This is a genomic window from Streptomyces sp. NPDC019531 (assembly GCF_044903305.1).
In the GTDB taxonomy this organism is placed as follows: domain Bacteria; phylum Actinomycetota; class Actinomycetes; order Streptomycetales; family Streptomycetaceae; genus Streptomyces.
The window spans coordinates 42,560-56,197 of record NZ_JBJDQL010000018.1; the positions used below are offsets into that span (position 1 = coordinate 42,560).

General features: G+C 72.4%; 9 protein-coding genes. 7 read left to right on the forward strand and 2 right to left on the reverse strand.

What is annotated here, in order from left to right:
• Nucleotides 1–23: 23 nt before the first annotated feature.
• Nucleotides 24–4,436 (reverse strand): FHA domain-containing protein, encoded by a 4,413-nt coding sequence (locus tag ACI2L1_RS21690; RefSeq protein ID WP_404741060.1) that lies wholly within the window; start codon nt 4,434–4,436, stop codon nt 24–26.
• 330 nt (nt 4,437–4,766) lie between these two features.
• On the opposite strand from ACI2L1_RS21690, the gene ACI2L1_RS21695 reads away from it, so the two are divergent.
• The 4 genes from ACI2L1_RS21695 to ACI2L1_RS21710 all read left to right on the forward strand — a co-directional run bounded on the left by ACI2L1_RS21695 (nt 4,767) and on the right by ACI2L1_RS21710 (nt 10,093).
• A complete protein-coding gene (locus ACI2L1_RS21695) occupies nt 4,767–6,473 on the forward strand; it encodes a serine/threonine-protein kinase (RefSeq protein ID WP_404740973.1) in 1,707 nt (568 codons plus the stop codon).
• A 108-nt stretch (nt 6,474–6,581) separates the two neighbouring features.
• On the forward strand, nt 6,582–7,835 hold the full coding sequence (locus ACI2L1_RS21700) for a serine/threonine-protein kinase (RefSeq protein WP_404740974.1): 1,254 nt from the start codon (nt 6,582–6,584) through the stop codon (nt 7,833–7,835).
• Between the two features lie 190 nt (nt 7,836–8,025).
• Nucleotides 8,026–9,129, forward strand: coding sequence for a peptide chain release factor 2 (gene prfB, locus ACI2L1_RS21705; RefSeq protein WP_404740975.1), 1,104 nt, complete (start codon nt 8,026–8,028; stop codon nt 9,127–9,129).
• Nucleotides 9,130–9,421: 292 nt separating this feature from the next.
• The gene (locus ACI2L1_RS21710) at nt 9,422–10,093 is read left to right on the forward strand and encodes a hypothetical protein (RefSeq protein WP_404740976.1); all 672 of its coding nucleotides are present in this window, start codon (nt 9,422–9,424) and stop codon (nt 10,091–10,093) included.
• A 107-nt stretch (nt 10,094–10,200) separates the two neighbouring features.
• On the opposite strand, the gene ACI2L1_RS21715 is transcribed toward ACI2L1_RS21710, so the two are convergent.
• Nucleotides 10,201–10,392 carry a hypothetical protein gene (locus ACI2L1_RS21715; RefSeq protein ID WP_404740977.1) on the reverse strand — a complete coding sequence of 64 codons (192 nt, stop codon included), beginning with the start codon at nt 10,390–10,392 and terminating at the stop codon, nt 10,201–10,203.
• 236 nt (nt 10,393–10,628) lie between these two features.
• Between ACI2L1_RS21715 and ftsE the strand changes: the two genes are divergently transcribed.
• From ftsE to ACI2L1_RS21730, 3 genes are all read left to right on the forward strand, one after another.
• Nucleotides 10,629–11,318 (forward strand): cell division ATP-binding protein FtsE, encoded by a 690-nt coding sequence (gene ftsE / locus ACI2L1_RS21720; protein ID WP_007382424.1) that lies wholly within the window; start codon nt 10,629–10,631, stop codon nt 11,316–11,318.
• Nucleotides 11,319–11,360: 42 nt separating this feature from the next.
• Nucleotides 11,361–12,278 carry a permease-like cell division protein FtsX gene (gene ftsX, locus ACI2L1_RS21725; protein WP_404740978.1) on the forward strand — a complete coding sequence of 306 codons (918 nt, stop codon included), beginning with the start codon at nt 11,361–11,363 and terminating at the stop codon, nt 12,276–12,278.
• A 68-nt stretch (nt 12,279–12,346) separates the two neighbouring features.
• Complete coding sequence (locus ACI2L1_RS21730) at nt 12,347–13,519, forward strand: S41 family peptidase (RefSeq protein ID WP_404740979.1); 1,173 nt, start codon at nt 12,347–12,349, stop codon at nt 13,517–13,519.
• Nucleotides 13,520–13,638 lie beyond the last annotated feature (119 nt).

A 13,638-nucleotide genomic window follows, 5' to 3' on the forward strand; every position in this document is an offset into this window, starting at 1 on the left:
TGCGGAAGTGCTGCCGCGTTCGGCTAAAGCAGTGACGGCACCTCTGCCACTGCGACTTCCCTCGCAGCCCGTTCCAAAGCGCTGGCCAGCAATGCCAGGTCCGTCGGACCGTTGCCCAGCTCCCGGACCGGGCGGCGGGTCGGGGGATCGCCCATGCGTTCCCACTCCAGCGGGACGACCGTGGGGCGGAGGGTCGCCGTACGGGGGATACGGCCGGTGACCCGGCCGGCCTGGAAGGCGGTCACCCGGCCATCCGACCAGGTCAGACGGCCGCGGCCGGGAGCCGGTTCGTCCGGGCCCGTGGCCGGGGTGTCCAGGGTGACGCGGAGGGTGGCCCGGCGGGCCGGTTCCGACTCCGCCGTACGGCCGCCCGGGCCCGTCGCGGCCACCAGGTGGACGCCCAGACGCTCGCCCTCACGGGCCACCGCCTCCAGCGCGCGTATGACCGAGCCGGCGGCCGGCCTGCCCGGAGAGCCGAGGGGCGGGGAGACCAGGGCGTCCAGGTCGTCCACGATCACGACCAGACGGGGGAGCGGAGGTGCCGTCTCCGTCTGGCGGCGGGCCGCCCCGGGGCGCAGCCGGATGGTGGAGCTGGGCGGGGAGTCCAGGTCGCCGGTGCCCGGGTCGCCGGAGGTGCTGTGGATGCCCGCGGAGCCGGCGGAGGGTGTGCCCGACGCGCCTCGGGTCGTCGCCGTGCGCTGGCTGACCATACGGCCCGACAGCTCCCGGCCGGTGTGCCACTCCGCGAAGTCGGAGCGGCCGAGCAACTCCGCGCGCCGCTTCAGCTCGGCGCTCAGGGACTGGGCGAACTCCCGCATCCGCACGGGGTCGTTGGCGGTGAGGTGGGTGGTCACATGCGGTACGTCCGTGCACACGCGCAGGCCCTCGCCGTGGCCGCCTCCCCCGGCACCCACGCTGTCCCGGCCGTCCACCAGGACGACGCTGAGGCGGTCGGGGCGCTCGGCCGCGGCCAGCGAGGCGACCACGGCCCGCAGCAGTTCCGTACGGCCGCTGCCCGCGGGTCCCTCGACCAGCAGATGCGGCCCCTCCGCCACCAGGTCGGCGCAGACCGGGCCGCGCGGACCCGCCCCGAGCACCGCCCAGGCCCGCCCGCCGAGCGACTCCGGGTCGTCGGCCGCGTCCGCCCAGCGCGTCATCAGCGACGGCGGGGTGGCCCTCGCCAGCCCCAGCTCGTCCAGCAGCCGCGCCGCCTGGGGCAACGGCGAGGACACGCGTGCGTGCCCCCCGCCGGCGGTGCCGTCCGTGCGCAACGGCGCCAGCGCCCGCGCGAACCGCTCGGCCCAGGCGACGGAGACGGCGTCCACGGCGGCGACGGTGCCGTGGCCGACAGGGGTGGGGGTGGGGTGCGCTCCCGGGGTGGCGCCCGGTTCTGTGCGGGGCGCGTCGGCCGGGGACACGTCGGTCGCGGGGCGGGGCATGGTGCGGGTCGTCTCGGAGTGCGGGGAGCGGCGGGCTTTCGCTTCCGGTCCGCGGTCGTACTGCCCGGCATCCTCATCGACACCCGTCGGCCCGCTGTCACCCGAGCCCGCGCCCGAGCCCGCGCCCGAGCCCGCGCCCGCCGGAATTCCCGCCCGCGCCACCCGCATCAGCCGCAACGCCGTCGCCACGTCCCCGCTGAGCAGGCCGACCGCGCCGCACTCGCGGAACGTCGGGGCCGCCGTGCACGCCGCCTCGTACGTGTCCGTCACCGGGGACGCGGGGGAGGCCGGGGCCGTCTCGGCCAGGCACACGACGTGGATGCCGGCCCGGGGGCCCTCCGCGGCCAGCCGGGCCACCGCCTTGCGCAGGTCCGCACCGCCGGGGTCGCCGTCCACGACGACCACGGTGTACGGACCGGGGAAACCGCCGCTCGCTTCGTCCTCCGCGTCGTCCCGGGCCCAGGAGGGACGTCGGGCGCTCTTCGGGCCGTCCTGCGAGGTGGTCGGGCGGGCCGCCGGGATCGTCCGGCCCGCCGGTGGCGTCTCCGAGTCGGCCAGGTGGTCGTCCAGGCGCCGCAGGAGTTCGTCGGTGCGGGCCGCGGCCTGTTCGCGGTCGTGGGCCAGCAGGAGGCGACAGTCCTGGCCGTGACCAGGGCGGACATGGGGAAGCCAGCCGAGCCACGACCACTCGGCGGTGCGCTCCTTCGCCGGGCGGGAGCGGTCCGCGCTGATCAGGACGATCTCCAGGGTCTCGGGCGCGTGCAGGGCGGCGAGCTGCGCCACCACCGCGCGGGCCAGCCCGGCCAGCCGGGCGCGCGGACCGGCGAGTCCCAGTGCCCCGGCCTCGCGCAGATCCGCGGTGACCGGAACGGCCGGCAACAGCCCCGACCCGTCGGGCGCCGCCCGGTCGGCGGTGCCGAGCCGCACGGTGAGGGCCTCCGGATGCCCCGGCCCGCGCTCCCAGAGGCGGGCGCCCGGCCCCAGCGCCGTCAGCAGCAGGGCTGCCGGGTCCGGCCAGACCTCGGGCACCTGTGCCGCGGCGGCCGACGGGACCGCGGCGGCGGGCGCCGGGTTCTCGTCGTACGCCTCACGTCCGGCTGCCTCCTGCTCGGCCCGGCCACCGGTCAGCCGTCGAGCCCACGCGGAAAGCCCCCCACGCCGCCGCACACCCTGGGGTACGTCGGTCCCGCGCAGGGGGGTGCCTTTGCGGCGGCCGGTGCCGGGGGCGTCCGGGGCTGCGGGGTCGGCGTCGGTGTCGGCTGGAGCGGGGGGTACGTCCTGGGGGGCCGGCGCCGGGGGCGGCGAGGAAGGCGAGGAGGTATCGGCGGTGCGAGGCACATCGAAGGAGCCGATCCCGAACCGGCCGGCGTGCGTGTCCCCGCCGGAGCCGGAGCTTGCGCCTGTGCCGCGTCCGCTGTCCCGACGTCGGCCACTGGTGTCGCCGGTGGCCGATCCGCCCGGACTCTGGTTCTCGATCCGAGGCGCGTTGCCCTGGCCCGGTACGACGACCCGCGGTTCGGCGGGGCCGTGGCCCTGCGCTCCCGCGTCCGCAGGGCTCCCGCCGGACGCGCCCCAGCCGGCGGAACCGTAGGTGTGGTGAGTCCGGTCGGTGGGCGGCTGGGGCGGGGTGCCGCCGCCGTCACGGCCGTCACGCGCGCGTGCCGAACCCTCGGCCGGCCCGGCGCCCGAGGCCGGGTGGGTGCCCGCAGCAGGGCCGGTGCCTGAGGTGGGGTGGGTGCCCGCAGCAGGGCCGGTGCCTGAGGTGGGGTGGGTGCCCGCAGCAGGGCCGGTGCCTGAGGTGGGGTGGGTGCCTGCAGCAGGGCCGGTGCCCGAGCCCGACGCGGCCGTGCCGCCGCCCCCGGTTCCGCCAGTGCCTCCGCCGCGTCCCGAGACCCTGCGGCCCCGACTCACGCCCGGCACATACGCGGCGTCACCGGTCTGGCCCGTGCTGCCGGGTGCGGTGTGTCCCGGCTGCGCGCCGCCCGGGGTGTACGCGGCTCCTCCGGTCTGCCTTGTGCTGCCGGGTGCGGTGTGTCCCGGCTGCGCGCCGCCCGGGGTGTACGCGGTCCCTGCGGTCTGCCTTGTGCTTCCCGGCGCCGTGCGTCCCGGCTGCTCGCCATCCGGCGCAAACGCAGCGGCCCCGGTCTCCGCCGCGCCTCCCGGCGCCACGCGCCCCTGGCCCGGCCGGTACCCGGCACTGTCCGCGGCGCGGGCCGGTGTTACGCCCTCTTGGCCCGGCCGGTACCCGGCACCACTCGCGGCGCCCCCCGGCGTCATGCCCGGCTGCCCCGCGCTCCGCAGGGACGAGGCATCCCCGGGTGCCACCCGCACGTGGCCCTCCCCGTCCGGTTCCGTAACCAGCCGGCGGCCGCCGCTCGGCGCCAGCCGGAGGACCGATTCGCCGATCCTCAGGAGGGCCCCCGGAGGGAACCGCACCGGGCGGGTGCCGAGGCGCGTGCCGTCCAGGGTCGTGCCGTTGGTGGAGTCGAGGTCGGCCACCGAGACGCGGCCGTCGGCGCCGACCGTGACCGCGCAGTGCAGGCGGGAGACGTCGGGGTCGTCCAGGGGGACGTCGGCGTCGGCGGAGCGGCCGATGTGGATCTGGCCGCCGTGCAGCAGATGCACGCCGCCGGCGTCGGGGCCCGCGACGACATGCAGCTGGGTGGGGGCCTCGTCGAGCTCGGGATGGGGCTCGGGGGCCGCCGGGGTACCGAGGGAGAGGACCGCGCCGTCGACCAGCGGGGGCTCACCCAGGGTGGAGCGCTGGGTGTCGAGCCGCTCCCCGTCCGCGTACAGCACGACCGGGCCGCCGCCCCGCTCGGTCTCGCCCGCGCGGGAGACGCCCCCCTCGCCGGCGACCGCCGAGGCGAGGGCGGTCGCCACCGCGGCCAGCGCGGTGCCGACGGGAGCCGTCACCAGCACGTCGCAGCTCGCGGCGCGGCCCCGGGCCCGGTCGGGCGGGCCCAGCGGATCTACGACGGTCAGCCGGATCTGCATCGCCGTCAGCGGTCCCTTCTGCGCGGACGAGTTCGCGGACAAGTACGCGCCCAAGTTCGTCGGCCTTGACGGTAGGCATCCTCGCACCTGCCACTGACAACGCGCCCGCCGCCCGAGGGCAAGTGATCTTGATTGGTCAGCTCTGCCCCCAAAAGTGCCTGACCAGTGCAGCGCCGGCGATCACTTGAGATCGGTCACGTCAACCTCCGGCAACCAGGAGACCGGACGGAGCGTCTTTCCTTCGAACGCGCTTGGGAACGCTTACGTAGTGCCCTTGGGGGCGGCACTACAGTGGGTCGGAACGACAGCAAGCAGCAGGGAGTGCATGACGTGCGGCCGGTAGGCAGCAAGTACTTCCTCGAGGAGCCGCTCGGACGCGGTGCCACGGGGACCGTGTGGCGTGCCCGCCAGCGGGAGACCGCGGGCGCCGAGGCCGCCGTACCGGGACAGCCCGGCGAGACCGTCGCGATCAAGGTCCTCAAGGAGGAGCTCGCGAGCGATCCGGACATCGTGATGCGGTTCCTGCGCGAGCGGTCCGTGCTCCTCAGGCTGACCCACCCGAACATCGTGCGGGTGCGTGACCTGGTCGTCGAGGGTGATCTGCTCGCCCTGGTCATGGACCTCGTCGAGGGCCCCGACCTGCACCGCTACCTGCGCGAGAACGGCCCCTTCAGCCCCGTCGGCGCAGCCCTGATCACCGCCCAGATCGCCGACGCGCTCGCCGCCAGCCATGCCGACGGCGTGGTCCACCGCGACCTCAAGCCGGCCAACGTGCTGCTGCGGCAGTACGGCGGCCAGATGCACCCCCTGCTCACCGACTTCGGCATCGCGCGCCTCGCGGACTCCCCGGGCCTGACCCGGACCCAGGAATTCGTCGGCACGCCCGCGTACATCGCTCCCGAGTCCGCCGAGGGCCGCCCGCAGACCTCCGCGGTCGACATCTACGGCGCCGGCATCCTGCTGTACGAGCTGGTCACCGGCCGTCCGCCGTTCGCCGGCGGCTCCGCCCTGGAAGTCCTGCACCAGCACCTGAGCGCCGAGCCGCGCCGTCCCTCCACGGTCCCCGACCCGCTGTGGACGGTCATAGAGCGCTGTCTGAGCAAGACCCCGGACCGGCGTCCCAGTGCCGAGAACCTAGCGCGCGGGCTGCGCGTCGTCGCCGAGGGCATCGGTGTGCACGCGAGCCCCGCGCAGATCGCCGCGGCGGAGAACGTCGGCGCGCTGCTGCTGCCCGACCCGGCCCCGGCGGCCGTCCCGGACGCGCCCGGTGCCGCCGACCCGACGCAGGTGCTGCCGCACGGCGCGGGCGTCGCTGGTGCCTTCGACCCGAACGCCGCGACCAACGTCATGCCGCACACCGGCCCCGGGTACCCGGTCGGCGCCGCCGACCCCACCGCCGTACTCCCGACGGACCGCGGCGCGGCCGACCCGACCGCCGTCATGCCGCCGATGCCGCCCGGGCGGCCGGGACAGCAGGGTCAGTACGGGCAGCAGCCCGGCGGGCCCGAGGACCCGCACCCCTGGCAGAACCAGCTGCGCGCGGCCCGGGACCGCAACGAACAGACGCAGGTCCAGTACCTCGACCCCAACGAGGACCCGCTGCGCCGCCGCCCCCAGCGGCAGGTCGCAAGGCCGCAGCAGCAGCGGCCGCAACAGCAGCAGCCTCAGCAGCAGCGGCCCCAGCAGCGCCCGCCGCAGGGTGGTTACGGCCGTCAGCCGCAGCAGCAGCCCCAGCAGTACGCCCCGCCGCCGCAGCAGCAACCGCAGCGGTACGCGCCCCCGCAGGAGCCCCAGAGGCCGGCGCGCGAGCCCCGGCAGCGCAGCGCCAACCCGATGAAGATCCCGGGTCTGGGCTGCCTCAAGGGGTGCCTGTTCACGATCGTCATCCTGTTCGTCGCGAGCTGGCTGATCTGGGAGCTGAGCCCGCTTCAGGAGTGGATCGGCACCGGCAAGAGCTACTGGCAGCAGCTCGGCGACATGATCGACACGGTGAGCGGATGGATCAACGATCTGGGCGGTAACTCCTCAGGACAGTAGCGACTCAGGGGATTTGTCGACACCCAGCGGGTGATTTCCGTCTCCGCGGTGAAGGTTGGCTCTTCCGGCGCGTAGTTTTAGCGACAACACGCGTCTGTAGGAGCAGTCTTGGCACGGAAGATCGGCAGCCGGTACACCGCCAACCAGATCCTGGGGCGGGGCAGCGCCGGCACGGTGTGGCTGGGTGAGGGACCCGAGGGGCCCGTCGCCGTCAAGCTGCTGCGCGAGGACCTCGCGTCCGACCAGGAGCTCGTCGGGCGCTTCGTCCAGGAGCGCACCGCCCTGCTCGGCCTGGAGCACCCCCATGTGGTCTCCGTACGCGACCTCGTGGTCGACGGCAACGACCTCGCGCTCGTCATGGACCTGGTCCGGGGGACGGATCTGCGGACCCGGCTCGACCGGGAGAAGCGGCTCTCGCCCGAGGCGGCGGTGGCGATCGTGGCGGACATCGCGGACGGGCTGGCGGCCGCGCACGCGGCCGGGGTCGTGCACCGGGACGTCAAGCCGGAGAACGTCCTGCTGGACATGCAGGGGCCGCTGGGGCCGGGTGGGTCCCATCCGGCGCTGCTGACCGACTTCGGGGTGGCGAAGCTCATCGACTCGCCGCGGCGGACCAAGGCCACGAAGATCATCGGTACGCCGGACTATCTGGCGCCGGAGATCGTCGAGGGGCTGCCACCGCGGGCGTCCGTGGACATCTACGCCCTCGCGACCGTGCTGTACGAGCTGCTGGCCGGGTTCACGCCGTTCGGCGGCGGGCATCCGGGGGCGGTGCTGCGGCGGCACGTCACGGAGACGGTGGTGCCGCTTCCCGGGATCCCCGACGAGCTGTGGCAGCTGATCGTGCAGTGCCTGGCGAAGGCCCCGGCCTCCCGGCTGCGCGCCTCCGAGCTGGGGGCGCGGCTGCGGGAGCTGTTGCCGTTGCTGGCCGGGATGCCGCCGCTGGACGTGGACGAGCCGGGTGCGGAGCTGGAGGAGGAGCAGGACGAGGAGACGGCCCCCGCCTCCGCCGGTGAGACGGTGCCTTCCGGGCGGCCGGCGCGGCGGGGAGCCGTACCGCTGGTGCCGGGGGCGAAGCCCGCGGACTCCAACCGTGACACGCATACGTCGATGAGGGTGCCGGGGCCGGACGAGCTGGCCGGGGGTGCGCGGGGGACGGCCCGGGTGCCGAGGCCCGCAGGGGCGCCTCGGCCGGGGTCCGCGCGGCATCGGGCGACCACGCGGCGGCGGAGGCTGGTCGTGGGGGCGGCGGCGGTTCTGCTGGTGGCTGCGGCGGGGGTCGGGGTGTGGGCGGCCACGTCCGGGGACGATGCGGGGGCTTCGCCGCAGGACACGAAGAGTTCGGCGCCGGTTTCGCCGTGACGGGTCGGTGGGGGGTGACCGACCAGGGTTTTCGCCCCCGCCGCCCCGACCCGTCCCCTCCTCCAAGGGGCGCTGCCCCCTTCGGCACCCGTTTCGGGGGCCGGCCCCGGGCCCCCGGCTCCTCAAACGCCGGAGGGCTGGAATCAGCTCCTCCGGCGAGGTCGGTTGCCGCAGCCGTTAGGCTGGGAGCGTGGCAGTCGTCGATGTATCCGAAGAGCTCAAGTCCCTCTCCTCGACCATGGAGTCGATCGAGGCCGTTCTGGACCTCGACAAGCTGAGGGCAGACATCGCCGTGCTCGAGGAGCAGGCGGCCGCGCCGTCCCTGTGGGACAACCCGGACGAGGCGCAGAAGATCACCAGCAAGCTTTCCCACCTCCAGGCGGAGGTGCGCAAGGCCGAGGCTCTGCGCGGGCGGATCGACGATCTCTCCGTGCTCTTCGAGATGGCCGAGGAGGAGGACGACCCGGACACCCGTGCCGAGGCCGAGTCCGAGCTCACCGCCGTCAGGAAGGCCCTCGACGAGATGGAGGTGCGGACCCTCCTGTCCGGCGAGTACGACTCCCGTGAGGCGCTCGTCAACATCCGCGCCGAGGCCGGTGGCGTGGACGCCGCCGACTTCGCCGAGAAGCTGCAGCGGATGTACCTGCGCTGGGCGGAGCAGAAGGGCTACAAGACCGAGATCTACGAGACGTCGTACGCCGAAGAGGCCGGCATCAAGTCGACCACCTTCGCCGTGCAGGTGCCGTACGCCTACGGGACGCTCTCCGTCGAGCAGGGCACCCACCGGCTCGTCCGTATCTCGCCCTTCGACAACCAGGGGCGCCGCCAGACCTCCTTCGCGGGCGTCGAGATCCTGCCCGTGGTCGAGCAGACCGACCACATCGAGATCGACGAGTCCGAGCTGCGCGTGGACGTGTACCGCTCGTCCGGGCCCGGTGGCCAGGGCGTCAACACCACCGACTCCGCGGTGCGGCTGACCCACCTCCCCACCGGCATCGTCGTCTCCTGCCAGAACGAACGGTCGCAGATCCAGAACAAGGCGACCGCCATGAACGTTCTCCAGGCGAAGCTGCTGGAGCGGCAGCGCCAGGAGGAGCGGGCCAAGATGGACGCTCTCAAGGACGGCGGCAGCTCCTGGGGCAATCAGATGCGTTCGTACGTCCTGCACCCCTACCAGATGGTCAAGGACCTGCGTACCGAGTTCGAGGTCGGCAACCCCGAGGCTGTGTTCAATGGCGAGATCGACGGCTTTCTGGAGGCCGGAATTCGCTGGCGCAAGCAGCAGGAGAAGTAACTTTGTCGACTTGACCATCCTTCCGCAACTGCCGCCCGCCGGGCGGCAGTTTGCTTTATGTCTGGGTTTTACATCACACTCACAGACCGCTTTCACCGGCAAAGACCGCTTACCCGGACATCGCGCCCGCAACGGCCTTGACGTTGCTTTGAAAAATGGGAAGGGTAAAGCGTGGCATGCGTATCTCTGGGGCGCATGTGAACCGGGGGACTTGAGCACAGCTACCTTCCTCCGTCGATCACGGCCCCGAGCGCCGCCTCATTGACGATGAGCTACTGGGGGTAGCAACCACATGACGAAGAAGACGCGGATCCGGATCGCGCGCATAGCCGCCGGTGCCGTGATCGCGGCCGGTGCCTCGCTGACCGCTGCCGGCGCTGCTTCCGCGCTGGAGATCGGTGTGAGCGTGGACGAGAGCGGGGTCGGCGTGAACGTCGACACCGGTCTCGGCGACGACGACCCGGGCGACGACACTCCGACCGACCCGGGCGACGGCATCCCGACCGAGCCCAACGACCCGGGCACCCCGAGCGACCCCGGCATCCCGACCGACCCGGAGACGCCGCCGGTCACCCAGGAGCCGACGGACCCGGAGGAGCCGCCCACGGACGAGCCCACCGAGCCCACCGACCCGGGGAACGGTAACGGCAACGGGAACGGTAACGGCAACGGGAACGGGAACGGGAACGGCAACTCCGGCGGCGGCGGCGGCAACAGCAACACGACCCCCGACGGCGGTTCCAACACCTCCACCCAGGAGGACGGCTCCTCGGCCCTGACCGAGTCCGGCTCGGACACCACGTCCGACACCGCGGCCCAGGGCACGGGCGGTGCGCAGCTCGCCGAGACCGGTGCCGCGCAGACCACCTTCCTGGTCATCGGTGCTGCGACGATGATCGCCGGTGGCATCGGCTTCCGCATCCTGCCGCGCCTCGTGAACGGCCGCGGTGGCGCTGTCGCCTGAAGGTGACACCCGGTAGTCGCGCATCCGCTCAACGTGCGCACGCCATACGGTGAAGGGCCCGGAGCGAGTTCGCTCCGGGCCCTTCCTGTGTCCTGTCGGGACGCCGCTTACGCGGTCTGGTGCGCCAGCAGTGCCACCGCCGCGATCAACACGGCGAGCAGGGCGATCAGGGCCATCGGGTTCAGGCCCGCGAAGAGGTTCTCCTGCTGCAGGCGCTGGCGGTTCGCGCGGCACACGGGGCACCGGCCCTCGCTCACGGGCGCCGCACAGTTTGCGCACACCAGGCGGTCGTACGTCATGTGCGTCACCCTTCTTGCCGACGGTTCCGTACTGGAGAACGCTCCCGGGTAGCAGAACGTTCCCTTCCCTACTGTGCCAGGTTCCTCTGAGGGCCGCCTGTGCGCTGCCGAAGGGTGGGTCTCCAGGTGGGTACAAAACCGCCCATCCGATACGCAACCCGAACCGCCGCCTGCGCTCCCGCGCCCGGTTCGCGTATGGTCACGCTCATCTACCCCCGGCCTACCGTGGTGCATCCGTGATCCGATTCGACAACGTATCCAAGGTCTACCCCAAGCAGACCCGCCCCGCACTCAGGGATGTCTCCCTGGAAGTGGAGAAGGGCGAGTTCGTGTTCCTCGTGGGGTCCTCCGGCTCCGGAAAGTCCACCTTCCTGCGGCTGGTGCTTCGCGAGGAGCGGACCAGCCAGGGCCAGGTGCACGTCCTGGGCAAGGACCTCGCGCGCCTCTCCAACTGGAAGGTGCCGCAGATGCGCCGCCAGCTGGGGACGGTGTTCCAGGACTTCCGGCTGCTGCCGAACAAGACCGTCGCCGAGAACGTCGCCTTCGCGCAGGAGGTCATCGGCAAGTCGCGCGGCGAGATCCGCAAGTCCGTGCCGCAGGTGCTCGACCTCGTAGGGCTCGGCGGCAAGGAGGACCGGATGCCCGGCGAGCTGTCCGGCGGTGAGCAGCAGCGCGTGGCCATCGCGCGGGCCTTCGTGAACCGGCCCAAGCTGCTGATCGCCGACGAGCCCACCGGCAACCTCGACCCGCAGACCTCCGTCGGCATCATGAAGCTGCTCGACCGGATCAACCGGACGGGCACGACGGTGCTGATGGCGACCCACGACCAGAACATCGTGGACCAGATGCGCAAGCGCGTCATCGAGCTGGAGAAGGGCCGCCTCGTCCGCGACCAGGCACGCGGCGTCTACGGCTACCAGCACTGACCGCCGTTCGTAGAGTCCCCGGAAAGGCCTGAAGAAGACGCCATGCGCGCCCAGTTCGTACTCTCCGAGATCGGTGTCGGTCTCCGTCGCAACCTGACGATGACGTTCGCCGTCATCGTCTCCGTCGCCCTGTCGCTCGCCCTGTTCGGCGGGTCGCTCCTGATGAGCGACCAGGTCGGTGCCATGAAGGGCTACTGGTACGACAAGGTCAACGTCTCGATCTTCCTCTGCAACAAGAGCGACGCCGAGTCGGACCCCAACTGCGCCAAGGGCGCGGTCACCGAGGACCAGAAGAAGGACGTCCTCTCCGACCTGAAGAAGATGTCGGTCGTCGAGACGGTCGTCCACGAGTCCCAGGACGAGGCGTACAAGCACTACAAGGAGCAGTTCGGCGATTCTCCGCTGGCCGCGTCCCTCACGCCGGACCAGATGCAGGAGTCGTACCGGATCAAGCTGAAGGACCCGGAGAAGTACCAGGTCATCGCGACCGCCTTCAACGGTCGTGACGGCGTGCAGTCTGTGCAGGACCAGAAGGGCATCCTGGACAACCTCTTCACGATGCTGAACCTGATGAACCGGGCCGCGCTCGGCCTCATGGCGCTCATGCTGATCGTCGCCCTGCTGCTGATCGTCAACACGGTGCGTGTCTCGGCGTTCAGCCGTAGGCGGGAGACCGGCATTATGCGGCTCGTGGGTGCCTCCGGCTTCTACATCCAGGCGCCGTTCATCATGGAGGCCGCCGTCGCCGGCGCGATCGGCGGCGGGCTCGCCTGTGTCTTCCTGGTCGTCGGCCGCTATTTCACGGTCGACCACGGCATGGCCCTGGCCACGAAGCTCAACCTGATCAACTTCGTGGGCTGGGACGCCGTGTTGACGAAGCTGCCGCTCATCCTGGCCGCGAGCGTGCTGATGCCCGCTTTGGCCGCGTTCTTCGCGCTGCGCAAGTACCTGAAGGTGTGACACATGCCAAGAGGGCCGTACGGTCAACCGGCCGTGCGGCCCTCTTGCGTTGTCCTAGACTCACCGGCATGTCAGGCCGAGACCTGTTCTGTCAGCCCCGCCGCATCCGCCGCGGGGCCGCCCTGACATTGGTGTTCGCGAGCGTCCTGGTGGCCGGTGCGGCCACCGGATCCTTCCCGGAGACCGAGCGCACCGATCGGAAGTCCTCTTCGGAATCGGCCCGCTTGGCCGTTCCCGCGGATCCCCAGGAGGACGTGGCCGAGGCGGCCGAGGAGGCCGTGGCCGACGGCACGTCCCCCATGGAGGCCGCCGAGCGTGCCGTCAGCCGCAGCGGGGACCGCTGGGGAGCCGTCTACTCCCGGGGCGAGTACGAGGAGTTCGAGGAGGCCCTGGACGGCCAGTACACCGGCGTCGGCCTCTGGGCGCGGCGTGAGCGGGACGGCCGTATCGAAGTGACCAAGGTGAGCTCGGACTCGCCCGCGGCCGCGGCCGGGATCCGCCGCGGTGATCTGCTGCGCAGCGTCGACGGGACAGCCGCCGACGGGCGGCCCGTCACCGAGGTCGTCTCTTTACTGCGCGGTGACGCCACGGACGCCGGCGCCGGTACGACGGTCCGGCTGGGCCTGCAACGCGGCACACGCGCGTGGACGGAGACCGTACGGCGTGCCCGTCTGTCCACGGACTCGGTCACCGTTCGAGAACTCGCCGGCGAGATCACCGTCATCAAGGTCGACTCGTTCACCAAGGGCGCCGGGGACCAGGTCCGGGACGCCGTACGGGAGGCTCCGGCCGAAGGCGGTGTCATCCTCGACCTCCGTGGCAACTCCGGCGGTCTGGTCACCGAGGCCGTCGCCACCGCGTCCGTGTTTCTCGACGGGGGGCTGGTCGCGACCTACGACGTCGACGGGTCTCAACAGGCGCTGCACGCGGAGCCAGGTGGGGACACATCCCGGGCGTTGGTCGTGCTGGTCGACGGCGGGACCATGAGCGCGGCCGAGCTTCTCACCGGGGCGCTTCAGGACCGGGGACGGGCCGTCGTCGTGGGGTCCCGGACCTTCGGCAAGGGGTCTGTGCAGATGCCCAGCCGGCTGCCGGACGGGGCGGTGGCCGAGCTGACCGTGGGGCACTACCGGACTCCGTCGGGGCGAGGTGTCGACGGGCGGGGGATCACGCCTGATCTTGAGGTCGACGAGGGGGCTCTTCGGCAGGCGGAGACAGTGCTTGGGGGGTTGGGCGACTAGAGGTCGTCCTTCGGCTGCCGGCCGGTGGGGGCTTGTCGCGCAGTTCCCCGCGCCCCCGAGCAGGTCTCCTCACCGCTTGAATTAAGAGCTGGCCTCGGCCCCCCTCCGTAGTGCGAAAA

What these genes read in the sequence shown, in the direction of transcription:
- ACI2L1_RS21690 (WP_404741060.1), bottom strand. Translation starts at nt 4,436, where the DNA reads ATGCAGATCCGGCTGACCGTCGTAGATCCGCTGGGCCCGCCCGACCGG.
- ACI2L1_RS21710 (WP_404740976.1), top strand. Translation starts at nt 9,422, where the DNA reads ATGACGAAGAAGACGCGGATCCGGATCGCGCGCATAGCCGCCGGTGCC.
- ACI2L1_RS21715 (WP_404740977.1), bottom strand. Translation starts at nt 10,392, where the DNA reads ATGACGTACGACCGCCTGGTGTGCGCAAACTGTGCGGCGCCCGTGAGC.
- ftsX (WP_404740978.1), top strand. Translation starts at nt 11,361, where the DNA reads ATGCGCGCCCAGTTCGTACTCTCCGAGATCGGTGTCGGTCTCCGTCGC.
- ACI2L1_RS21730 (WP_404740979.1), top strand. Translation starts at nt 12,347, where the DNA reads ATGTCAGGCCGAGACCTGTTCTGTCAGCCCCGCCGCATCCGCCGCGGG.